The sequence below is a fragment of the Phenylobacterium sp. genome (assembly GCF_035276905.1).
Taxonomy (GTDB): domain Bacteria; phylum Pseudomonadota; class Alphaproteobacteria; order Caulobacterales; family Caulobacteraceae; genus Phenylobacterium.
Genome location: NZ_DATELG010000259.1, coordinates 1 through 23971, shown reverse-complemented (window position 1 = coordinate 23971; position 23971 = coordinate 1). Strand labels below are relative to the sequence as shown.

Here is a 23971-nt window from a genome sequence, read left to right as displayed (position 1 = left end):
GGGTCGGCGGTGTGGGAGGCGCAGGCGGCGTGGGAGGCGTCGGCGGCGTGGGCGGTGTCGGAGGCGTGGGCGGCGTCGGGGGTGTCGGCGGCGCGGGCGGCGTCGGCGGCGCAAATCGCGGCAACGTCGCCGCCAACCGGGGCAACGTCAACCGCGGCAACGTCAACGTCGGCAACGGCAACAACATCAACATCGACAACGACGGCGGCTGGGGCGGCTGGAACGACTATCCGGTCGGCGCCGGCCTGGCCATCGGCACGGCGGCGGCGGTCACCGCGGCGGCCTGGGGCTCGGTCTACTACTCGCTGCCGCACGGCTGTTCGCCCTATCCCTACGCCGGCTATTCCTACTACTCGTGCGGCGGGGCCTATTACGAGCCGCGCTACGAGGGCGACACGGTCGTCTATGTGACGGTCCCGGACCCGGCGAGCGGCGGCACGACCACCACCACCACGACGCCGAACTAGTCTCTAGGCGCCGGTCGTTCGACAGCCCATCTCCGCGCGCCGTTTCGTGCGATAAGCGAGGCCATGCGGGGATTGGCGATTCTGGCGCTGGCGGCGGCCGGCGCGGGCTGGGGCGTGGGGTTTCCGCTGGGCAAGCTGGCGCTGGCCGAGATGCCGGCGTCGCAGATGGTGCTGTTGCGGTTCGCGCTCGCCGCCGTCCTCGCCGCGCCCTTCGCGCTGGCGAGCCGCGAGGCGCGGGCGCTCTTCCGCTCTTGGCCGGCGCTCGCCGCGGGCGCCTTCTACGGCCTGGGCTTTCTGATGCAGTTCGAGGGGCTGGCGCGGGTGCGCATCACGCTTGCCGCCCTGCTGGTCGGCGCCATGCCGGCGCTGATCGCCGTCTGCGCCCGGCTGATGGGCGAGCGGCTCAACCGCCTGGTCTGGGCCGGCGTGGCGCTGGCCACCGCCGGGGCGGCGCTGATCGCCGGGCGGCCGGAGGGAGCGGGCTCGCCGCTCGGGATCGCGCTCTCGGTCGGCTCGTTGTTCGTCTTCCTGGGCTGGCTGATCGCGCTCAAGCGCGCGCCCGCGGGACCGACGCCGCTGGCGGTTCCGGCGGTGACCATCGTGGTCGCGGCGCTGACGATCCTGCCCGTGGCGCTGGTGCTGCACGGGCCGCCGAAGCTGGACGTGAGCCCGCTGGCCTGGGCCGGCGTCGCGGGCCAGGGGCTGTTCTCGACCCTTCTCGCCACCGCCGCCTGGCAGTACGGCGCGACCCGCGTCGGCAGCGCCACCGCCGGCGTCTTCATCAACATCGAGCCGTTGCTCGGCGCGACCCTGGGCGTGCTCCTGTTCGGCGACCGGCTGACGCTGGGCCTGGCGGCCGGCGGGGCGATGATCCTGATCGGCAGCCTGGTGGTGGTGCTGGGCGAGCGGGCCGCGGGCGCCGCCGGCCTCGCCCACGACGCGCCGGCGACGCCGGCGTGAAGTCTCCTATCCCAGCAGCTCGGTCGCGCGGTTGTTCAGCTTCTTGACCAGGGCCGGCGCGCCGCCGGTCTTCAGGGTCGAGGCGTACTCCGAGCGCTGGCCGAGCAGCGAGCTGACGGTGCTGTTGTAGTAGACGTCGATGATCTTCCAGGTCCCGCCCACCTGGCGCATGCGATAGGTCAGATCGGTCTTGTCCGAGCCGCCGATCAGGTGCGATCTCACCAGCTTGTCGGAACCGCGCGTCACGACCTCCGGGTCGATGGTGAACCGCTGGTTGTTGTAGCCGTCGAAGTTGTGGGCGTAGGTCGCCGCGGTCATCCGCCTGAAGGCGGCGACGAGGGTGGCCTGGTCAGCCGGCGAAATCGTGGTCCAGGTCGAGCCGACGGCGAAGCGCGTCATGGTCGGCAGGTCGAAGTGCTGGGCGATCGCCGGGTCCAGCTTCTGGAAGCGGCCCTTTGGCCCCAGTTGCTTGGCCTGCTTCATCGTCTCGAGCAGGGTGTTGTTGAAGTCCTGGATCTGGGCCGCCGCAGGATCGGCGGCCTGGGCCTGGGTGAGCGTCGGCACGCCGGCGAGGAAGATCGCCAGTGCGGCGCAGGCTGCGGTCGGGCGCATGGGTTCAGGCGGCTCCAGCGAGAGATGGTCTGGAAAATGCGAAGCACGAAGCCCCGGTTCAAGTCCCCGCCGTTCAGGGCGGAGGGGCAGGGCCGGCGGCGGGCGCAGCCGGCGCCGAGGGCTCGGACGGAGCCGCAGACGGCGTTTGCGGCGGCGTTTGCGTCGAGGGGACGGACGGCTCCGGTTCGGACTGGATGTCCGGAAGCTCCGGCAGGTTCTGCGGCGCGGCGCGGGTTCCGGGCTCGCTCTCGATCTCCGGCGTCTCGAAGTCGGGCAGGCTGACGGCGGCGGCGCCATGGATCGCCGCCTCCCGGCTCTGCTGATAGAAGGAGCGCAAGGTGGCGTAGGGATCGGTGGAGGTCTCGCGGACGGTCTCCAGCGCCTGCCGGGCCTCGTAGCGCTTGTCGATCCCGTTCTCCAGGGTGGTGATGACGGCGACTTCCGTCCGACCGGAGTAGTTCAGCCAGGTGTACGGGTTGAGGACGATGTTCACGACGCCGCCGACCGTGTCGCGCACGTCGCTCGGCCCCAGCAGCGGCAGGAACATATAGGGCCCCGGATCGGCCCCCCAGCGGCCGAGGGTCGTGCCGAAGTCGTTGTCGTGGTGCGGCAGGCCGGTCCGCTTCGCCACGTCCAGGACTCCGCCGACGCCCACGGTGGAGTTGATGGTGAAGCGTCCCACCGTGCCGGCCGCCGTCTTGGGCCGGCCCTGCAGCAGATCGTTCACGGCGATCCCCGGCTCGCCGAGGTTGCGGGCGAAGTTGCGCAGACCCTTGCGCAGCGGCTTGGGCAGATGGCCGTAGGCCTTGGCGACCGGGGAGAGGACGAATCGGTCGATCACCTGGTGGAAGGCGTAGAACTTGCGGTTGACCGGCTCCCACGGATCCCAGGGCTCGACCTGGGCGCGGCTCGGCCCCGCCGACGCCGCGAGTGCGAAGGCCGATACGAGCACAAGCTGAACTGGACGACGGCTGCCCCGCATGCGCCCCCTCGTGATCTCCGCTGCGCGGCCGACAACCCCCGACGCGTCGCGGCCGCATCAAAACAACAGCCGCGGCGGTCAGCCAACTACAAATCGGTATAGGTTCCTATCTTCGGTTGGACCAGGGGGCAGGGCGAGGCCGGCGCCGTGCGGCCGCTACGGCCGCTCCGTCTTGGGCACGGCGGCGATCTCGGTCGGGGTCAGCTTGCGCATCGAGGTCGCGATCAGCGGCTGGCGGAAGCCCCTGTGGTCCGACAGCGCCAGGTCGAGATCCAGCGCCGAACAGATCCAGTTCGAGCCGCGCACCCGGTTGATCAGGAACCGGTCCGGGCCCTTGCTGACGTGGCTGCCGGGCGTCAGGTCGACGCGATAGATGTCGCGGTTGTTAATCCGCAGCAGCAGGGCGTCGCCGTTGTTGGTCGTCGACCATCCCTCCCAGGTGTTGCTGGCGAAGCAGCCGCTGCCCTTGTGCGGCGGCTGGGCCTTGTCGGTGGCGGCGTGGGCGAGCGTGGCGAGCGTCATGGCCGCGACGGCTGCGGCCAGAGCCGTGACTTGTGTCCGCATGGACATCCTCCAGGAGGCGTTTCGATCGTAAAACGCGCGGGGGCGCGAAAGCCGTCGCGCCGTCGGATCGAGGGCGAAAATCTTGAGCCCGTTCCGAGGTCTTGTCATGCATCGGCGGCCGCTCATCGCCCTTGCCGCGGCAGCGGCGCCGTTGTCACAAAGGCTCGGTAGTCGCCGCCCAGCGCCGGAATGCGGCGGCTGGCGCGTGCAAGGGGGGCGCTAGCGTTTGCGGGAGGGTGAAGGCGTAATGGACGACCGGTCGGCTCGGCTGAGCCTCAGGCGTGACGCGAAAGTCTCTGCGAGGCGGCCGTGGATCATCGTCCTTGTTCTGGTGCTCCTGGGGCTGGCGGTCTGGGGCGCCTGGGCGCTGGCGCACAGCGCCAAGAGCGGCGGCGGCGGCGCGCCGGGCGCCTTCGGGCGTCGCGGCGGACGTCCGCCGACGACGGTCGGCGTCGCCCAGGCCAGCCTCGCCAACATGCCCGTGACCCTGGACGCGCTCGGCACGGTGACGCCGGTGGCCACGGTGACGGTGCGGCCGCAGGTCGGCGGCGTCGTCACCCAGATCCTGTTCCGCGAGGGCCAGATGGTGAAGAAGGGCCAGACGCTGGCGGTCATCGACCCGCGGCCGCTGCAGATGGCGCTCTTGCAGGCGCAGGGCGCCCTGACCCGCGACGCGGCGCAGCTGGCCAACGCCAGGCTGCAGCTGAAGCGCTACCAGACCCTGCTGGCCCAGGACTCCATCGCCCGCCAAGACGTCGACACCCAGGCCGCGACGGTCAAGCAGCTGGAAGGCACGGTGATGACCGACCGCGCCGCGGTCGGTACGGCCAAGCTCAATCTGGAATGGTCGCGCGTCGCCGCGCCATTCGACGGGCGCGTCGGACTGCGCATCGCCGACGTCGGTAACCTCGTCGCCGCCAACGACGCCAACGGCATCGTCGTCGAGACCCAGGTCGCGCCGATCGACGTCCAGTTCACGGTCCCACAGGACCAGGCGCCGGAAGTGGCGGCGCGCGCAAAGGGCGGCGCCCTGGCCGTGGTCGCGCTTGACAGCACGCGGACCAAGACGCTGGCCAGCGGGACCTTCACCACCCTCGACAATCAGGTCGACCCGACCACCGGCACGGTGCGCGGCAAGGCCCGCTTCGGCAACGCCGACGGGAGCCTGTTCCCCAACCAGTTCGTCAATGTCCGGGTGACGCTGAACACCCTGAACGACGTCGTGGTCACGCCGCTGTCCGCGCTCCGGACCGGCCCGAACGGCGACTTCGTCTGGATCGTGAAGCCGGACCAGACGGTGACTATGCGCCCGGTGAAGCGCGGCCAGACCACGCCCACCCAGGTGGTGATCCTCTCCGGCCTCTCGGTCGGCGAGAAGGTGGTGACCGAGGGCGGCGACCGGCTGACCGAGGGCGGCAAGATCATGCTGCCCGGCCAGATGCGGGCCCACGGCGGCAAGGGCGGCCATCGCAGGGGCGGCGGCTCCGAAGCGGCCGCGCCTGCAGGCGCCGGCGGCCGACCCAGCGCCCAGGTCGAAGCGCCGGGCGGCTTCACGCCCTCGCCGGAGATGCAGGCTGCCCGCCAGGCGGTGCGCCAGGCCTGCGGCGCAGACCTGCAGAAACTTTGCGCCGGCGCCGAGGGTCGCGAGGCGATGATGTGCCTGCGCCAGAACGCCGATCAGGTCAGCGCGGCTTGCAAGGCGGCGCTCGCCAAGCTGCCGCATCGCGCCCCCGGCGGCGGCCAAGGCGGCGGCGCGGGCTGATGTCCGAGGTCCACGACACCCGGCCGCCGGAGCAGCCTCCGGTCGATCCCGCGTCGCCCCTTTCAGATATGGGCGGCGGCGGACCGTCGCGGCCGTTCATCCTGCGGCCGATCGCGACCTCGCTCCTGATGGTGGCGATCGTGCTGGCCGGCCTGGTGGGCCTGCGGCTGCTGCCGCTCTCGGCCCTGCCGCAGGTCGACTATCCGACGATCCAGGTCCAGACCCTCTATCCGGGGGCCAGCCCCGACGTGATGGCGCAGACCGTCACCGCCCCGCTGGAACGGCAGTTCGGGCAGATGTCGGGCCTTTCGCGGATGAGCGCGGTGAGCTCGGCCGGCGCCTCGGTGCTCACCCTGCAGTTCGACCTGACGGTGAACCTCGACGTCGCCGAGCAGGAGGTCCAGGCGGCGATCAACGCCTCCAACGCCCTCCTGCCCGCGGACCTGCCCGCGCCGCCGGTCTACGCCAAGGTGAACCCGGCCGATGCGCCGATCCTGACGCTGGCGGTCACGTCCGACGCCATGCCGCTCACCGAGGTGCAGAACCTCGTCAACACCAACCTCGCCCAGAAGATCAGCCAGACGCCGGGCGTGGGCCTGGTGACGCTCAGCGGCGGCCAGCGTCCGGCGGTGCGAATCCAGGTCGACACCCAGGCGCTCGCCTCGCGCGGGCTCGGCATGGCCACGGTGCGCACGGCGATCGCCAACGCCAACGCCAACGCCGCCAAGGGCAGCATCGACGGGCCGGTGCGAGCCTACGCCATCAACGCCAACGACCAGCTGCTGACGGCCGAGGACTACAAGAGCCTGATCGTGGGCTACAAGAACGGCGCGCCGATCCGGCTGTCCGACGTCAGCCACGTCGTCGACTCCGCCGAGAACGTGCGCCTGGCCGCCTGGGCGAACATGACGCCGGCGATCGTCGTCAACGTCCAGCGCCAGCCCGGCGCGAACGTGATCGCCACCGTCGACACCATCAAGAAGCGCCTGCCGATGCTCACCGCCGGCCTGCCGGCCTCGGTGAAGGTGACGGTGCTCGCCGACCGCACCAACGGCATCCGCGCCAGCGTGCATCATGTCGAGCTGGAGCTGTTCCTGGCGGTCGCCCTGGTGGTGGCGGTGATCTTTCTCTTCCTGCACAGCCTTCGGGCCACGGCGATCGCCAGCCTCGCCGTGCCGGTCTCGCTGATCGGCGCCCTGGGGGTCACCTATCTGCTGGGCTACAGCCTGAACAACCTCAGCCTGATGGCGCTGACCATCGCGACCGGCTTCGTCGTCGACGACGCCATCGTCATGCTGGAGAACATCTCGCGCCATGTGGAGGAGGGGGAGGATCCGTTCCGGGCGGCGCTGAAGGGCGCCAAGCAGATCGGCTTCACCATCATCTCGCTGACGGTCTCGCTGATCGCGGTGCTGATCCCGCTGCTGTTCATGCAGGAGGTCGTGGGCCGGCTGTTCCGCGAGTTCGCCGTGACGCTGGCGATCACCATCCTGATCTCGGCGGTGGTGTCCCTGACGCTGACGCCGATGCTGGCGGCGCGCTGGCTGAGGGCCGGCGACGAGGTTCCGCGCTACGCCGTGGGCCGCCGGGCCCAGGCGTTGTTCGACGGGCTTCTGCAGCGTTACGAGCGCGGGCTCGACTGGGTGCTCGACCGTCAGCGGACGACCCTGCTGGTGGCGCTGGGCACCGTGGCGCTGACCGTGCTGCTCTACGTCTTCATGCCCAAGGGCCTGTTCCCGACCCAGGACACCGGCCAGCTGCAGGCGCGCATCGAGGCGTCCAGGGACATCTCCTTCTCGGCGATGAGCGACCTGCAGCAGCGGGTCGTCGCGGAGATCCTGAAGGATCCGGCGGTCGAGAACCTGAGCTCGATCGTCGGCGTCGACGCCTCGGCCAACAGCATGCTCAACACCGGCCAGATGCTGGTCAACCTGAAGCCGGGCCACGGCTCGCAGGACGCGGTGATCCGCCGGCTGCGCGAGCGGGCGGCGCAGATCCCCGGCGCGACCCTCTACCTGCAGCCGACCCAGGACCTGACCATCGACGCCGAGACCGGGCCCACCCAGTACCGGATGTCGCTGGAAGGGGCGAACACCCAGACCGTGCAGGAGTGGGCCGCCAGGCTGGCCGCCAAGCTGGCCACCGTGAAGGAGCTGCGCAACGTCTCGACCGACGCCAACGCCCAAGCGCCGGCGCTGTTCGTCGACATCGATCGCGACACCGCCGGCCGGCTGGGGATCACGGCCTCGACCGTGAACGACGCGCTCTACTCCGCCTACGGCCAGCGGATCGTCTCGACCATCTTCACCGAGACCAACCAGTATCGGGTGATCCTCGAGGCCGCGGAGGGCCTGTCGTCGACGCCGCAGGGCCTGGCCCAGCTGCAGGTGGCGACCTCGTCGGGCGAGACCACGCCGCTGTCGGCGATCGCCACCATCCGCGAGGCGCCCGCGCCGCTGCAGGTCACCCACGTCGCCCAGTTCCCCGCCGCGACCCTCAACTTCGACACCGCGCCGGGGGTGGCGCTGGGGACCGCCGTCGCGGCCGCGCGCAAGGCCGCCAAGGAGATCGGCCTGCCGAGCTCGGTGACGCTCAACATGCTGGGCGCGGCCGGCGCCTACGAGACTTCGCTCGGCAACACGCTGTGGCTGATCCTGGCGGCGGTGGTCTGCGTCTACATCGTGCTGGGCGTGCTCTACGAGAGCTACATCCACCCGCTGACCATCCTGTCGACCCTGCCCTCGGCAGGGGTCGGCGCCCTGCTGGCGCTATGGATCACCGGCCATGAGCTCGGCGTGATCGCCATCATCGGCCTGATCCTCCTGATCGGCATCGTGAAGAAGAACGCGATCATGATGATCGACTTCGCGATCGACGCCGAACGCAACCAGGGCAAGACCCCGCGCGAGGCGATCCACCAGGCGGCGATGCTGCGCTTCCGGCCGATCCTGATGACCACCATGGCCGCCCTGTTCGCCGCGGTGCCGCTGATGATCGGCTTCGGCGAGGGGGCCGAGCTGCGCCGGCCGCTGGGCGTGGCCATCTTCGGCGGCCTGATCCTCAGCCAGCTGCTGACGGTCTTCACCACGCCGGTGATCTACCTGGCCTTCGACCGGCTGGCGCCCAGCAGGCGCCAGGCCGGGGCCGCGGCGGGCGAGCCGAACCCGGAACCTGGGCCGGAACCTGGGCCGGAGCCCGCGACATGAACCTGTCGGCGCCCTTCATCCGCCGGCCGATCGCCACCATCCTGCTGACCGCGGGGCTCGCGCTGGCGGGGATCGCGGCCTTCTTCGTGCTGCCCGTGGCGCCGCTGCCGAACGTCGACTTCCCGGCCATCTCGGTCAGCGCCAACCTCGCCGGGGTCAGTCCGCAGACCATGGCCACCAGCGTCGCAACGCCGCTTGAGCGGCGCCTGGCGGTGATCTCCGGCGTCAACGAAATCACCTCGCAGAGCTCGACCGGGGCGACCCAGATCAGCCTGCAGTTCGACCTAGCCAAGAACATCGACGTCGCCGCCCGCGAGGTGCAGGCGGCGATCAACGCCGCGCGCGTCGACCTGCCGGCGACGCTCCGCCAGAACCCGACCTACCGCAAGCGCAGCGCCGCGGCGCAGCCGGTCATCATCCTGGCGCTGACGTCGAAGACGCGCACGCCGGGCCAGATCTACGACGCCGCCAGCAACATCCTGCAGCAGCGACTGAGCCAGCTGGACGGGGTGGGCGAGGTCGAGATCGGCGGCTCGTCGCTGCCGGCGGTGCGGGTCGAGCTGCAGCCCTTCGCGCTGAATTCCTACGGCCTTTCCGGCGAGGACGTGCGCGGCGCGGTCCAGGCCGCCGCCGCCAACCGGCCGAAGGGGGCGATGTACGACGCCGGCCGCCGGCTGCAGATCTACACCCCGCCGCCGGGCCACCGGGCGGCGGACTATCGCGACCTGTTGATCGCCTGGCGCAACGGCGCGCCGGTGCGCCTGCGCGACGTGGCCAAGGTCACGGACGGGGTGCAGGACTCCCGCACGCTCGGCCTCTTCAACGGCAATCCGGCGATCGTGGTGCTGGTCACCCAGCAGGCCGGCGCCAACGTCATCCGCACGGTCGACCTGGTGCGCGCCGAGCTGCCCGAGCTGCGCGACGAGCTGCCCGCCGACATCGAGCTGCAGGTCGCCTCCGACGCCACCACCTCGATCCGCGCCTCGCTGCACGAGATCGAGACGACGCTCTTGATCTCGATCGTGCTGGTGGTGCTGGTGGTCTCGGCCTTCCTTCGCAGTGGACGCGCCACCATCATTCCCGCGGTGGCCACGGTGGTCTCGCTGCTCGGCACCTTCGGGGCGATGTATCTGCTGGGCTTCTCGCTCAACAACCTCAGCCTGATGGCCCTGACCGTCGCGACCGGCTTCGTGGTCGACGACGCCATCGTCGTGCTGGAGAACACCAGCCGCCACATCGAGGCCGGCATGGACCGCTTCAAGGCCGCGCTTCTCGGCGCGCGCGAGGTGGGCTTCACCGTCCTGTCGATCAGCGTCAGCCTGGTGGCGGTGTTCATCCCGCTCTTGTTCATGGGCGGCCTGGTCGGGCGGCTGTTCCGCGAGTTCGCCGTCACCCTGTCGGCGGCGGTGATGATCTCGCTGGTCATCTCGCTGACCACCACGCCGATGATGTGCGCCTGGCTGCTGAAGCGCCACGAGGGGCCGCGCCGACCGCCCGGCCGCATCGCCCGCGCGTTCGACACGGCCTGGCGGCGGATCCTCCGCGGCTACGAGCACAGCCTGGACTGGGCGCTGGCCAACAAGCCGCTGATCATGCTGATCCTCTTCGTCGTGGTGGGGCTGAACGTCTACCTCTACGCCGCAGCCCCCAAGGGCTTCTTCCCGCAGCAGGACAGCCGCCGGCTGAACGGGGGGATGCGCGCCGACCAGAGCATCTCCGCCCAGGCCATGGGCCAGAAGCTCCGGCAGATCGAGGCGATCGTCCGGCGCGACCCGGCGGTCGACACCGTCGTCGGCTTCGTCGGCGGATCGCGGGCAGGGGGCGGGTTCATGGCGGTGACGCTCAAGCCGCCGGCCGAACGCGGCGGGGTGAAGGGCCAGGAGGTGATCGCGCGGCTGCGGCCGCAGCTGTCGCGCGTCACCGGCGTCTCGCTGTTCCTCAATCCGCAGCAGGACGTCCGCTTCGGCGGGCGGATGAGCAACGCCACCTACCAGTACACGCTGAAGTCGGACAACGACGCCGACCTCACCAACTGGACCATCAAGCTCGCCAACGCGCTGAAGTCGAACCCGGCCCTGACCGACATCGACAACGACGTGCAGGACAACGGCGTCCAGGCCTTCGTCAACATCGACCGCGACACCGCCGCCCGGATGGGACTGACGCCGCTGGCGGTCGACAACGCCCTCTACGACAGCTTCGGCCAGCGCCAGATCGCCACCATCTACGAGGACGTCAACCAGTATAGCGTGGTGATGGAGAACGCCCCGTCCTTCGGCCTCGGGCCCGAGGACATCGCCGCCGTCCGCGTGCCGAGCCCCGGGGTCGCGGTCGCCGCCACGCCGACGATCCAGCCGCCGCCGCAGTCGCCGTTCCGGGCGATCGCCCACGGTACGCCGCCGCCCGCGGCCAGCGGCGCCATCGCCAGCGCCTTTCCGGCGATCAGCTCGCCGTTCCAGCCGAGCTCGGCCGCGAGCAGCGGCGGACCTTCGAGCAGCGCCAGCACGACCTCGAGCACGACTGCCGCGACGGGCACGAACGCGACCACCAGCCTGGCCGCCAACCAGGCTTCCAGCGCGATCGGCGGCGGCGGGGCGTCCGCCGCGGTGACCGCCAATCCGGGCCAGCGCGATTCCGCCGCCGGCACGGGGATCAGCACCGCGCCCAGCACCATGGCGCCGCTGCCGACGCTGGCCACCTTCAGCCAGCAGGCGAGCCCGGCCAGCGTCAATCACCAGGACGCCCAGCTCGCCGCGACGATCTCCTTCAACCTGCAGCCCGGCTATTCGCTGAGCGACGCCCAGAGCGCCTTCGCCGACGCCGAGGCTCAGATCGCCATGCCGACCAACGTCCGCGGCAGCTTCCAGGGCACGGCGCGCAGCTTCCAGGAAGGGCTCAGCCAGGAGCCGCTGCTGATCCTGGCGGCGCTGGTCGTCATCTACATCGTGCTGGGCATCCTCTACGAGAGCCTGATCCATCCGATCACCGTGCTCTCCACCCTGCCGTCCGCCGGCGTGGGCGCGGTGGTCGCCCTGCTGATCTTCAAGATGGAGTTCTCGATCATCGCCCTGATCGGGGTCTTCCTGCTGATCGGCATCGTTAAGAAGAACGCCATCCTGATCATCGACTTCGCCCTGGAGGCCGAGCGCACGCGGGGACTCAGCCCCGACGAGGCCGTGCGCGAGGCCTGCATGCTGCGCTTCCGGCCGATCCTGATGACCACGCTGGCCGCCGGCCTCGGCGCCCTGCCGCTGGCGATCGGCTTCGGCGAGGGCTCGGAGCTGCGCCAGCCGCTGGGCGTGGCGATCATCGGCGGCCTGATCGCCAGCCAGCTCCTGACCCTGCTCACCACGCCGGTGGTCTATGTCTATCTCGATCGCCTGCGGCCGCGCCGCCGCGACGAGCGCTTCCTGAGCCGCCACGGCGGGGCCGAGCCCTCGCCCGCGCCGGCCAACGGGTGACCTGAATGCTCAATCGTCATCTCCAGAGACTGATCTGCGGCGCGGCGGCCGTGGCCCTCGCCGGCTGCGCCGTGGGACCGGACTACAAGCGCCCGAGCGCGCCGGTCGCCACGGCTTACAAGGAGCAGACTCCGCCACAGGGCTGGAACACCGCCCAGCCCGCCGACCTCGCGCCGCGCGGCGACTGGTGGAGCGTGTTCGACGACCCGGCGCTGGCGGCGCTGGAAGCCCGTGTCGCCATCAACAACCAGAACGTGGTCGCCGCCGAGGCCGCCTATCGCCAGGCCGAGGCGACGGTGCGCGAGCAGCGCGCGGCGCTGTTCCCGGCCATCGACCTTGGCGCCGGCGCCACCCGCTCCGGCGGCGGCCGCGGCTCCAGCGGCACGGTCATCACCTCGGGCGGCGGCTCGGTCGTCACCGGAATCAGCGGGCGCTCGCAGAACACCTACCGCGCCAGCGCCACCGCCAGCTGGGAGCCCGACGTCTGGGGCCGCATCCGCCGCACGATCGAGGGCGCGCGAGGCCAGGCGCAGGCCAGCGAGGCCGACCTCGCCGCAGCGACGCTCTCGGCGCAGGGCTCGCTGGCGTCCGACTACTTCGGCCTGCGCTCGACCGACGCCCAGATCGCGCTCTTGACCGAGGTGGTCGACGGCTACAGGCGCAGCCTGCAGATCACCCAGAACCGGTTCAACGCGGGGGTCGCGCCGCACAGCGACGTGCTGCAGGCGCAGAGCCAGCTGACCAGCGCCCAGGGCGACCTCACCGACCTCGCCAACACCCGCGCCGCCTTCGAACACGCCATCGCCGTGCTGGTCGGCGAGACGCCGTCGAGCTTCGGCATACCGGCCGATCCGAACTGGAAGGCCGGAATTCCGAAGATCCCCGCGGGCCTGCCGTCGGCCCTGCTGCAGCGGCGGCCCGACATCGCCGGCGCCGAGCGCCGCGCGGCGGCGGCCAGCGCCCAGATCGGCGTGCAGAAGGCGGGCTATTTCCCGAGCCTGACGCTCACCGGCTCCTACGGCTTCTCGGCGACGGAGCTCGGCAGCCTGTTCGACGCCCCGGCCAGCGTCTGGTCCTTCGGCGGCTCGCTCGCCCAGACGCTGTTCGACGCCGGCGCCACCCACGCCCGCGTGAAGGAGGCCCGCGCGGCCTACGACCAGGCGGTGGCGCAGTATCGGCAGACGGTGCTGGCGGCCTTTCAGGACGTCGAGGACCAGCTCGCCGCCCAGCGCGTGCTGGCCGACGAGCAGGTGTTCCGCGCCCAGTCGGCCGAGGCGGCCCAGCTCGCCTCCACCATGGTGCTCAACCAGTACAAGGCCGGCCAGGTGGACTACACCTCCGTGGTCACCGCCCAGGCCACCGCGCTCAACGCCCGGCGCACCCTGGTGCAGTCGACCGCCTCGCGCCAGACCACGGCGGTGGCCCTGGTGCAGGCGCTCGGCGGCGGCTGGACCGCGCCGTTCTAGTCCCGCCGCCTTGGGCGTCGGACCGTTTGCGTGTAAGCCGCCGCCGGTGACGCCCGCAATCTTCTTCCACGCCGACGGCTTCGTCCTCGACGGCCCCAAGCTGATGGGGCGCCAGTCCGCCGGCCACAGCTTCCTGCGCGCTGCGGTGCGCGGGCATGCGGGCCGGCCGATCCATGCGCTGACGCCGTTCCGCGAGCAGGCCGACACGTTCCGCAACCTCGTGCTGCAGATGGACCCGCAGGCGCAGCCGCGCTGGATCCCGGCCCCGCGCCTGGGCGCCGTCGCCGAGCAAGGTCTGCTCTTTCGGGCCGACGGCGCAATCGTCATCCACGCGCGTGAGCGGCTGCGCATCGGCCCCGGCCGGTACAGCATCTGCGGCGTGACCCACACGCTCTCCACCCACGCGCCGGCGGAGCACGCCGCCGACATGGTCGCGGGCCCGGTCATGCCGTGGGACGCCTTGATCTGCACCTCGACAGCCGCGCGCACCTTTGTCGAGGGCGTGCTGGCGGCCCAGGAGGATCTGCTCGCCTGGCGCTTCGGTCAGCGGCTCGTAGCGCCCCGCCCGCAGCTGCCGGTCATCCCGCTGGGCGTCCACTGCGAGGACTTCGCGACCAGCGCCGACGAGCGCGCCCGCTCGCGTGCGGCGCTGGCGCTGGCCGACGACGAGGTGGGCGTCCTGTTCGCTGGCCGCCTGACCTTCAACGGCAAGGCCCATCCCTTCCAGATGTTCGCCGCCCTGGAGCGCGTGGCGCAGGCGACCGGCCGCAAGCTGGCGCTGGTCCTCGCCGGCCAGTTCCCGGCGCCGCAGGTCGAGGAGGCCTATCGCAGCGCGATGGCCCGATGGGCGCCGAGCATCAGGGCGATCCTCGTCCCCGGCGCGGACGCCCAGGCCTTCGCCCGCGTCTGGCGCGCGGCGGACCTCTTCGTCTCGCTGTCGGACAATATCCAGGAGACCTTCGGCATCACCCCGGTCGAGGCCATGGCCGCGGGCCTGCCGGTGCTGGTCAGCGACTGGGACGGCTACAAGGATACGGTGCGCGACGGCGTCGACGGTTTCCGCGTGCCGACGTGGGCGCCGCCGCCCGGCGCCGGCGGCTACATGGCGCTCGACTACGAGACCGGGGCCAACAACTACGACTACTTCCTGTCGCGGACGAGCACCACGACCTCGGTCGAGCCGCGGGCCCTGACCGGGCGGCTGACCGCGCTGGTCGAGAACGCCGACCTGCGCCGGCGCCAGGGCGAGGCCGGCCGCCAGCGCGCGCTTGCCGAGTTCGACTGGGCGGTGGTCTACGGGCGCTACCAGGCGCTGTGGGAGGAACTGGGCGAGATCCGCGCCCGGTCCGCCGAGGATCCGGAGCTGCGGCTGGCCGCCGCGCCGCGTCAGGCGCCCACCCGGCTCGATCCATTCACCGCCTTCGCCCACTATCCGACGCGCCACCTGGGCCTGGCTGCGCGGGCGCGCGCGGCGCCGGGCGCGAGCGTCGCGGCCTATGAGGCGATGACGGGGCATCCGATGTTCATGCACTGGCGCGAGAGCCCGGACGTGGTCGCCCGCACGCTCGAGGCCTGCGCAGGCGAAGGGCTCGGCGTCGCGGAGCTCGCTGCGCGGCTGGGAGAGCCCGCCAGGACCGTCGTCGAGCGGCTGAGCCGCCTTGCCAAGATGGAGCTGGTCATGCTCGAGCCGGGCGCGGCGCAAGGGGCCGGAGGCTGAGATGGCGGCGCGACTTTCGATCTTCCATCCGCCCGGGCAGTTGGGCCTCAAGGCCAACCCGTTCGGCAAGGACGTGGCCAACCTGCAGCTCTACCGGGCGCTGGCGCAGCACGGCGGCTTCGAGCAGCTCGACCTGATGACGTTCGGCTCGACCACCGAGGCCGAGGCGCGCGCCGCCCTGCTCGGCGAGGCGCCTTCGCCGGTGCGGGTGACGGTGGCCGCCGGCCTCGACCCGGCGGTTCCCGCCGCCTCGGGGGCCGTGCTGCGCGGGCAGCCCTACCTGAACGAGCTGGCCTGGGTGCGGCGCCAGAGCCGCGGGGATCGCGCCTACAGCCTGATCGGCATGTCCCACACCCTGGCGCCGCCGACGATCCGCGACATGATCGCCACCACCCTGACCTCGCCGGTGCAGCCGTGGGACGCGGTGATCTGCACCTCGCCCTCCGTGCGCGATGCGCTCGCGCGGATGCTGGAGGAGTACGGCGACTTCCTGGGCGAGCGCACGCACGGGATCCGGCCGCCGCAGCCGCAGCTGCCGGTGGTGCCGCTGGGCGTTGACGGCGAGGCGCTGGCGGCCAAGGCCGACCGGCCGGGCGCGCGCGCCGCGATGCGCGCCGAGCTGGGCCTCTCCGAGGACGACGTCCTGGTGCTGTGGCTCGGGCGGCTCTCCTACTTCGAGAAGGCCTTCCCGCAGCCGATGTTCAAGGCCGTGCAGCAGGCCCGGCAGGCGACCGGGACCAGGGTCGCCTTCGTGATGGCCGGCTGGTTCCCGGGCGAGGCCGACCGAGGCGCCTACCAGCAGGCCGCCGCGGCCTACGCGCCGGATGTCGACGTCCGCTTCGTCGACGGCAACGACCCGCAGCGGGTGGCCTCCCTGTGGGCGGCGAGCGACATCTTCCTGTCGCTGGTCGACAACGTCCAGGAGACCTTCGGCCTGACGCCGCTGGAGGCGATGGCGGCCGGCCGGCCGGTGGTCGCCAGCGACTGGGACGGCTACCGCTTCACGATCCGCGACGGCGTCGAAGGCTTCCTGGTCCCGACCCTGATCGGCCCGGCCGGCGGGCTGGGGACGGCGATGAGCCTCGGCCACATCTTCGAGGCCCAGAGCTACCAGAGCTACGTCGGCAACCTCGCCCAGCACACCGCGGTGAACATCGGCCGCGCGGCCAACGCGATCGCCCGGCTGATCGCCAGTCCCGACCTTCGACGGCGGATGGGCGAGGCGGGCCGCGAACGCGTGCGCCAGACCTTCGACTGGAAGGTGGTGGCCCGGCAGATGAACGCCCTGGTGGACGACCTGGCGCGACGCCGCGCGGCGGCGAACAATCCCGCGACCCGGCATCGCGGGCACCCGGTGAAGGGCGACCCGTTCCGTGACTTCGCCGGCTTCGCCACCAGCGTGCTGAGCCCGGAGACGCCGCTGTCGGCCACGCCGGGCGCGACCGCCGAGCAGGTGCGGGCCGCAGGCGCGATCCAGCTGGACGCGGTCTTCTCCGGCTGGCGCGCCGACCTTTCCGAGTGCGCCCGGGCCTTCGAACTGGTCGCGAGCGGCCAGGCGCGCTCGGTGCGCGACGTCGTGGCGGCCTTTCCGCCCCACCGCCAGCGGGCCGTCGAACTGGGCCTGCTGTGGCTGGCGAAGCACGGCTTTCTCGACTGGCCGAGCTGACGCGTGCATCCAACACAGTGACGCCACGTTCTGGTGACGAGCCTCGCCGCTTGAGGCTTGTCTCCGGGGAGAGATTCGAATGCGCCGAACCCTGATCGTCGCGGGCCTGGTCGCCGTCCTAGGCGCCCCATCGATCGCCAGCGCGCGGACATACTGCGAACAGCGGGCGCACGACCGCCGGGTCACCGGCACGGTGCTGGGCGGCGTCGGCGGCGCCCTGATCGGCGGCGCCCTGGGCGACACCAAGGGCGCGGTGATCGGCGGGGTCGGCGGCGCCGTGGTCGGCAACCAGCTGGCGCGGACCAAATGCTACAGCCCGCCCCGGCAGGCCAGCTATCACCGCAGCGCGCGCTATGGCCGCACGACCTCCGCGCCGGCCGCCAAGGGCTATAACGCGAGCTACGCCGCGCCGCGCGGCTGCGCTTACGAGACCCAGCGCTACTACGACGAGCGCGGACAGGTGGTCTATACGCCCACCAAGGTGTGCAGGTAGCGGCATGCGCGCCTCCCCGCTGATCGCCGGCGCCGCCGCAGCCGCCCTCGGCCTCGCCGGCTGCAACAAGCCGGCCGGCTCGCAGATCTGCACGCCTTTCGCCGCGGCGACGCCCGCGGCCGTCCAGGCGCCCGCGCCCGGCGCGTTGCAGCCGGCCGCGGTCGCGACCGATCCCGCCAGCGTCCTGGACGACTGCCTGCACCGCTGGGGCTACACGCTGGCGGCCTCGTCCGACCGCGCGCAGGAAGTGGCGATGGCGGTGGTCGCGGCCTGTTCGCCGGCGCTCACCCGCTGGAACCAGCAGATGATCGGAACCGGAGCCCAGGGCGCGGCGCAGGGGCAGGCTCCGGCCGAGCCGGCGCCCAGCCTGCTGACCGGCCAGAACACCACGCCGATCGCCGAGCACTACAACTATGCCCAGGGCCGGGCGCTGTTCTACGTCGTTCAGGGACGCGCCGGAAAATGCGCGCCGCCGCCGGCGGCGACGAAGGCGCGTTAGGCGGCGGCGGGGCGCCTGCGACGCCAGGTCCCGCTGCGAGGGTGGACCCGATCCGCGCCGCGTGCTCAATGGCGACATGCGTGTCACCGGCGTCGCGAGGGCGCCACTGCTCAAGCTGCTATCGACGGTCGTCTTCGGCGTCCGTCACGCGGTCCTGGAGCATCCCAGGATCGGCGCGGTGCTGCGCGTCATCGGGCGGCCGGCGATCCGGCTCCTGATGCAGATGGAAAAGCCCGCGGCGCCGCCGCCGCCGCCGTTCGTCCGCGAGCCGGTGCTGCGGCTGCCGCTCGACTACGAGCTCGGACCGCAGCCGAGGAGCCTGTCGACCGCGATTCTGCTGCACGCCGGCCACGTCGAGGGGCTGTCCGAGATCGCCGGCTTCCTGCGGCGGATCCCGTTCCCCGCCGACCTGATCGTGACCACCGACAGCGCCGACAAGCGCGCGGCGATCGAGGACGCGTTTGGGCGCTGGCCGGGCGGAAACTTCGAGATCCGCCTCACGCCGAATCGCGGCGGCGACGTCGCCCCGCAGCTGATCGCCTGCCGTGACGCCTACGACAGCCACGAGCTGATCCTGATCCTGCACACCAGGACCTGGGCCCAATCCGACGAGCTGGCTGGCTGGCGCGAGTTTTTGCTGCGCAACCTGATCGGCTCGCCGGCCCTCATGCGCGGGGTGATGGAAGCCTTCCTGCAGCTGCCCAGGCTGGGGGTGCTGGCGCCGCGGACCTTCCAGAAGGTGCGCAGGCGCCTCGTCTGGGGCGACAGCTACGAGATCTGCCGCGGCCTCGCCGCGCGCCTCGGCTTCAACATCTATCCCGACAGCCCCGTCGACTGCCCGGCCGGCTTCATGTTCTGGGCGCGCAGCGCGGCCCTCAAGCCGCTGCTCGACCTGGAGCTCGGCTGGGAGGACTTCGCGCCGGAGGACGGCCAGGAGGACGGCGCCCTGGCCCACGGGCTGGAGCGGCTGGTGTTCCAGGCCTGCGAGCTGAGCGGCCACCGCTGGGTCCGCGCGGGGCCGGAACAGGACGCCGCCGAGCCCGAAAGCTTCTACCGCGCCTGCAACGCCCGACTGCTCGGTCGGGCGCTGACCGATTGCGGCCGCACCCTGTTGCTGCCTGGCCGACCGCCGCACCCGACCTATGGCGCCGACGCCAAGGGCCTGTTCTCCGGTCCCGACCCGAAGGGCGCGTTCCGCGCGCTGTGCCGCGCCGAGCTGGAGGCCTTCCTGGCGAGCGGCGAGCGCCTGGTCCTACCGACCTCCGACACGCCGGTGGTCTCCATCATCATGGTGCTGTTCAACCAGGCCGAGCTGACCTTCGAGTGCCTGCGCTCGCTGACTCAGGCGCTCGACCTGCCGACCGAGATCATCCTCGTCGACAACGCCTCGACCGACCTCACGGCCGAGCTGCTCGACCGGGTCGACGGCGTCTGCCTGCGGCGCAACGCCCAGAACCTGCACTTCCTGCGCGGGGTCAACGAGGCCGCGGCCCTGGCGCGCGGCCGCTGGCTGCTGCTGCTCAACAACGACACGCGGCTGGAGGCGGGCTCGATCGCCGCCGCCGCCGGGCGGCTCGAGGCCGAGCCGGACCTCGGCGCCGTCGGCGGCCGCATCATCCTGCTGGACGGTTCGTTGCAGGAGGCCGGCAGCATCATCTGGAGCGACGGCAGCTGCCAGGGCTATGGCCGCGGCCGCGATCCCTGGGCGCCCGAGTTCCAGTTCCGGCGCGACGTGGACTACTGCTCGGGCGCCTTCCTGATGCTGCCGCGCGCCCTGTTCGAGGCGCTGGGCCGCTTCGACATGGCCTTCGCCCCGGCCTACTACGAAGAGACCGACCTGTGCATGCGGATCCGCCGCGAGGGCCTGCGGATCGGCTACGAGCCCAAGGTGCGGCTGTCGCACTTCGAGTTCGGCTCCGCCTCGAGCTCGCAGTCGGCGCTGGACCTGCAGGCCGCGCACCACAGGATCTTCCGCGCGCGGCATGCCGAGGCCCTGAAGGCCGACCACTCCGCGCCGGGCTCGTCGCCGCTCCTGGCCCGCATGCGCCAGGCGCGCCGCGGCCGGCTGCTGATCGTCGACGACCAGGTGCCCTATCCGGAGCTCGGCTCCGGCTATCCGCGGGCCCTGGACCTGGTGCGCGCCGTCTCGGCCGCCGGCTGGTTCGTCACCTTCTACCCCGCCGCCTATCCCGACGCGGACTTCGCCTCCGCCTACAAGATCCTGCCGCCCGACTTGGAGGTCGCCGCCGAGCTCGGGCGCGACGGCCTGACCGGCTTCATGCGCGAGCGCGCCGGCTACTACGACGCGGCCATCGTCAGCCGGCCGCACAACATGGAGGTCTTCCGCGCCTCGCTGGCGGAGGTCCCCGGCTTTATCGACATGAGCCGCGTGGTCTATGACGCCGAGGCGATCTTCGCCCTGCGCGACGAGGCGCGCGTGAAGGTGCAGCAGCGCACCTCGGCGAGCGCCAAGGGGGCGCTGGCGGAGGAGCTGGCGCTCGGCCAAGGGCCGGCGGTGATCCTGGCGGTGAACGAGCTCGAGGCGGCCAACTTCCGCCTGGCCGGCGCCCGCGACGTCCGGGTGCTGGGCCATGCGCTGGAGGCGCGGCCGACCGACACGCCGTTCGAGGCGCGCCGCGACCTGCTGTTCGTCGGCGCCATGGACGAGGACGATTCGCCCAACGCCGATTCGCTCGAGTTCTTCGTGCGCGAGGTCATGCCCTGGCTCGACTCGCTGATCGGCTCGGACTGGCTGCTGCGGGTGGTGGGGCGCAACGGCGCGGCGCGGGTGCGCGCGCTGGCCGGCCCGCGCGTCCAGCTGCTGGGCCGGATCGAGGACATCCAGCACCTCTACGCCAAGAGCCGGGTGTTCATCGCGCCCACCCGCTACGCCGCCGGCATTCCGATGAAGGTGCACGAGGCGGCGGCCCGCGGCCTGCCGTCGGCGGTCACCTCGCTGCTGGCGCGGCAGCTCGGCTGGCGGGACGGCGAGGCGGTGACGGTGGGCGATTCGCCCGAGGAGTTCGCGCTCGCCTGCCAGCGGCTGTACGAGGACGCCGCGACCTGGCGCACGGTGCGCGCCGGCGCGCTTTCCCGCGTCGCCAGCGAATGCACGCCGGCCGCGTTCACCGCCACGGTCGCGGCCGCCCTGGAGACGGCGGCGGGGCGTCAGGCGGCCAGCAGCTCGTCGAGCTTGCGGATGTCGGTGACCGGCGAGGCGACGCCGCCGTCCAGGCGCATGACCTTGTTGCAGTAGAGCCGCAGCAGGTCATGGTCGTGGGAGGCGAGCACCAGGATGCCCGCCCGCTCGACCAGCTTCAGCAGCCGGGCGTGGGCGAGGTGCTGGAACTCCGCGTCGCCGACGGCGATCCACTCGTCCATCAAGAGAACGTCGGCCTCGACCGCGGTGGCCGCGGCGAAGGCCAGGCGCGCCTGCATGCCGGCCGAATAGGTCTTCACCGGCATGGCCAGGAACGGGCCGAGGCCGGTGAATTCGGCGATCTCGTCGAGCTTGGCCTCGATCTCGCGCGAGCTTAAGCCGGCGATGCGGCCGCGCAGGCGGATGTTGTCGAAGCCGGTCGCCGAGGAGTCGATTCCGAGGCTGAGGTCCAGCAGGGCGGCGATGCGGCCCTGCACCTCCACCTGGCCCTCGTCGGGCTCATAGGCGCCGGAGAGCGCGCGCAGGAGGGTGGTCTTGCCCGAGCCGTTGTGGCCGACGAGGCCCAGCCGGTCGCCGGCCTTCAGCTCCAGGTTCAGCCCGCTCAGCGCCGTCACCTCGGCGACGCCGGCGTGCGAGGCCAGCCGCCCGCCCACCGCCACGGCGGCCAGCCGCTTCTTCAGCGACTTGGCGTCGACGCCGTAGACCGGAAACCTGAGCGTCAGGTCGCGACAGGAGATCGAGACCGGGGCCGCGCTCGTCACGGGCTTCAGGGGGACCTTCAGGGCGGCTTTCATAGGTAATGCACGATCCGGCGCCGGGTCACGGCGAACAGGCTGAAGGCCAGGCCCCAGCCGACCACGGCCATGAGCGCCAGTATGGAATAGGTGTGGGGCGCGATCGGCGTCCCCATCATCGGGGCGCGGACCGCTTCCAGCATGTGATAGAAGGGGTTGAAGTCCAGCACGACGTGCTTGGCGCCCCGCAAACGCTCGGCCGGCCAGAACACCGGGGTGATGAACATCGCGAACTGCATGACCGAGTTCACCACCTGGGGGATGTCGCGAAAGCGCGCCGAGACGATGCCGACCAGCATGCTGATCCAGGCGGCGTTGGCGACCAGGAACACCAGGCCCACGAACCCGCCGACGAGGTTCATCTTCCGCCAGTAGCCGTAGATCAAGAGGACGGCGATCACGATCACCAGGTGGTGGGCGAGGTTGATCAGGTTGCGCAGCACCGTGCGCCAGACGAAGGTGAACATCGGCAGGTTGGTCTGCGACAGCATGTTCTTGGCCGCGGTGAAGGTGTCGCAGCCCTCGTTGATGATGGTGCTGATCGTGCCGAAGAAGACCAGGCCCAGCGCCACCAGCGGCAGGAAGTCCGCCAGCGAGATGCCGAACAGCTTGGCGTAGACCACCCCGATGCCGAGCACCATCAGGCCCATCGACAGGGTGATCCAGAACGGACCGAGGATCGAGCCGCGGTAGCGGGACACCACGTCGTGCCAGGCCAGCGACCAGGCCAGCCCCAGCCGGTGGGCCGAGTTGGTCAGGTCCCGGAAAGCCATGCTGAACTCGAACAGCGCCCCGCGCCGCCCGGTCCGCAACATGTGGGTCGCCGTATCCATCTGCTCTCCAAAAGCCGCCCGCTGGTATCAGGTCGGCCCATGCCCGCGCAAGGGACGCCGGGGCGCCCCGGCCAGCCTTTGCTGCGGTGCGAAAGTGGCTTGAGCGTGGCGGGGCGGACTTGTTCGGCGCAGCACGAACCGTGCTAGCTAGCGAGGCTCGCGGCGCCTCGGCCGCTCAGGAGATCGGAGCTCCCGGCGTGCCGCACGTGACCGTGGCGATCCCGGCCTACAAGCCCGCGCACCTGGGCCAGGCGATCGCCAGCGTGCTGGCGCAGACCTTCACCGACTTCGAGCTGCTGATCTCCGACGACTGTCCGAACGGCGCGGCCCGCGAGGTGGTGGCGCGGTTCGGCGATCCGCGGATCCGGCTGATCCAGGGGCCGCGTCAGGGCCTGGTCGCCAATAGCGTCCACCTCTGGGAGAACGCGGCGGCCGACGTGCTGAAGTTCGTCTACGACGACGACTTCCTGATGCCGTTCGCCGTGGCGGACCTCCTCGGATTGCTCGAGCAGAACCCTCACGTCGCCTTCGTCTTCTGCGCCCGCCAGGTGGTCGACGCCGACGGGCGGATCCTGCCGTCCAACGCCACCATTCCGCCCGGCCCGCCGACGCTCTTCTCCAGCGAGGTGCTGGTCGAAGCCCTGGTCGGCGAGATCGCCAATCCGGTGGGCGAGCCGACCAGCATCCTGTTCCGCCGCTCGACCTTCGATGGGCCGCAGTGCCTGAGCCGCTACTGCGGCGCGCCGGTGCGGCACAACATCGACGTCGCCTTCTATCTGAACGCCGCCGAACGCGGCCCCTGCGTCGGCACGCCGGCCGTCGGCGCGGCCTTCCGGCGCCACCCGCAGCAGGCCTCGTCGCTGACCGGCGCGGGGAGCTTCGCCTATGGCGTGGCGGAGTGGGAGCTGTTCCTGCGCGGCGCCGTCAGCCGCGGAATGGCTGCGCCGGCGGCGGCGCTGCGCGGACTGGAGCGGCTGGAGCTGCATTACCGGAACCACCGGGGGCGGTTTCCGGAGCTGGAGGGACTGCTGGGGGGGCTGCCAGGGCTGCGGGAAAGGCTTCAGAACGGCGCGCGTCATCTGCTGGACGAGGCGTTCCTGCAGCGTTTGGCCGGGGTCGAGGCGGCCATCGGCCGGCCTCGCGCGCCGGTATAAGGACATGCGTCCCGTGGCGGCCTAGCAACCGAGGCCGAAGAAGGCTACCAGCGCGACGAAGACCGAAAGGGAGAGGGGATCGAGTATCGATCCTCCAGGATCATGCGTCTGGGTGACCAAGTGAGGGGAATTGTCAGAGCGAGGGCGCCTCTGCGCCTCGGACTGGCGGGCGGCG

At 71.5% G+C, this 23971-nt stretch carries 17 protein-coding genes; 12 read left to right on the top strand and 5 right to left on the bottom strand.

Features of this window, described 5'->3' with window-relative positions; genetic code table 11:
- The coding region (locus tag VJS38_RS12300) for a hypothetical protein (RefSeq protein ID WP_324088439.1) at positions 1-467 on the top strand (467 nt) is incomplete at its 5' end.
- A 63-nt stretch (positions 468-530) separates the two neighbouring features.
- Positions 531-1427, top strand: coding sequence for a DMT family transporter (locus tag VJS38_RS12295; RefSeq protein ID WP_324088438.1), 897 nt, complete (start codon positions 531-533; stop codon positions 1425-1427).
- 6 nt (positions 1428-1433) lie between these two features.
- Here the strand turns inward: VJS38_RS12295 and VJS38_RS12290 are convergent, their stop codons facing one another.
- The 3 genes from VJS38_RS12290 to VJS38_RS12280 form a co-directional block, all read right to left on the bottom strand.
- A complete protein-coding gene (locus VJS38_RS12290) occupies positions 1434-2039 on the bottom strand; it encodes an ABC transporter substrate-binding protein (RefSeq protein WP_324088437.1) in 606 nt (201 codons plus the stop codon).
- Positions 2040-2112: 73 nt separating this feature from the next.
- Entirely contained in the window at positions 2113-3021 is a 909-nt protein-coding gene (locus tag VJS38_RS12285) for a VacJ family lipoprotein (protein WP_324088436.1), read from the bottom strand.
- 156 nt (positions 3022-3177) lie between these two features.
- A complete protein-coding gene (locus VJS38_RS12280; protein WP_324088435.1) occupies positions 3178-3585 on the bottom strand; it encodes a hypothetical protein in 408 nt (135 codons plus the stop codon).
- Positions 3586-3832: 247 nt separating this feature from the next.
- On the opposite strand from VJS38_RS12280, the gene VJS38_RS12275 reads away from it, so the two are divergent.
- The 9 genes from VJS38_RS12275 (at position 3833) to VJS38_RS12235 (ending at position 21111) form a co-directional block, all read left to right on the top strand.
- Positions 3833-5347 carry an efflux RND transporter periplasmic adaptor subunit gene (locus VJS38_RS12275; RefSeq protein WP_324088434.1) on the top strand — a complete coding sequence of 505 codons (1515 nt, stop codon included), beginning with the start codon at positions 3833-3835 and terminating at the stop codon, positions 5345-5347.
- Positions 5347-8553 (top strand): efflux RND transporter permease subunit, encoded by a 3207-nt coding sequence (locus tag VJS38_RS12270; protein ID WP_324088433.1) that lies wholly within the window; start codon positions 5347-5349, stop codon positions 8551-8553. Before VJS38_RS12275 ends, VJS38_RS12270 begins: the two co-directional genes overlap by 1 nt.
- Positions 8550-12014: an efflux RND transporter permease subunit gene (locus tag VJS38_RS12265; RefSeq protein ID WP_324088432.1), complete on the top strand. Its 3465-nt coding sequence runs from the start codon at positions 8550-8552 to the stop codon at positions 12012-12014. Before VJS38_RS12270 ends, VJS38_RS12265 begins: the two co-directional genes overlap by 4 nt.
- Before the next feature lie 5 nt (positions 12015-12019).
- Entirely contained in the window at positions 12020-13480 is a 1461-nt protein-coding gene (locus VJS38_RS12260) for an efflux transporter outer membrane subunit (RefSeq protein WP_324088431.1), read from the top strand.
- A gap of 46 nt (positions 13481-13526) precedes the next feature.
- Positions 13527-15197 (top strand): glycosyltransferase family 4 protein, encoded by a 1671-nt coding sequence (locus VJS38_RS12255; protein WP_324088430.1) that lies wholly within the window; start codon positions 13527-13529, stop codon positions 15195-15197.
- A gap of 1 nt (position 15198) precedes the next feature.
- Positions 15199-16863 carry a glycosyltransferase family 4 protein gene (locus tag VJS38_RS12250; RefSeq protein ID WP_324088429.1) on the top strand — a complete coding sequence of 555 codons (1665 nt, stop codon included), beginning with the start codon at positions 15199-15201 and terminating at the stop codon, positions 16861-16863.
- Between the two features lie 79 nt (positions 16864-16942).
- Positions 16943-17356, top strand: coding sequence for a glycine zipper 2TM domain-containing protein (locus tag VJS38_RS12245; RefSeq protein WP_324088428.1), 414 nt, complete (start codon positions 16943-16945; stop codon positions 17354-17356).
- 4 nt (positions 17357-17360) lie between these two features.
- Positions 17361-17855: a hypothetical protein gene (locus VJS38_RS12240; RefSeq protein ID WP_324088427.1), complete on the top strand. Its 495-nt coding sequence runs from the start codon at positions 17361-17363 to the stop codon at positions 17853-17855.
- A 76-nt stretch (positions 17856-17931) separates the two neighbouring features.
- Positions 17932-21111, top strand: coding sequence for a rhamnan synthesis F family protein (locus tag VJS38_RS12235; protein ID WP_324088426.1), 3180 nt, complete (start codon positions 17932-17934; stop codon positions 21109-21111).
- On the opposite strand, the gene VJS38_RS12230 is transcribed toward VJS38_RS12235, so the two are convergent.
- Both VJS38_RS12230 and VJS38_RS12225 read right to left on the bottom strand, forming a co-directional pair.
- Positions 21024-21809, bottom strand: a complete 786-nt coding sequence (locus VJS38_RS12230) for an ABC transporter ATP-binding protein (RefSeq protein ID WP_324088425.1) — start codon at positions 21807-21809, stop codon at positions 21024-21026. The genes VJS38_RS12235 and VJS38_RS12230 overlap by 88 nt on opposite strands.
- Positions 21806-22642: an ABC transporter permease gene (locus VJS38_RS12225; protein ID WP_324088424.1), complete on the bottom strand. Its 837-nt coding sequence runs from the start codon at positions 22640-22642 to the stop codon at positions 21806-21808. Before VJS38_RS12225 ends, VJS38_RS12230 begins: the two co-directional genes overlap by 4 nt.
- A gap of 197 nt (positions 22643-22839) precedes the next feature.
- On the opposite strand from VJS38_RS12225, the gene VJS38_RS12220 reads away from it, so the two are divergent.
- A complete protein-coding gene (locus VJS38_RS12220) occupies positions 22840-23796 on the top strand; it encodes a glycosyltransferase family A protein (RefSeq protein WP_324088423.1) in 957 nt (318 codons plus the stop codon).
- Positions 23797-23971: the final 175 nt, after the last annotated feature.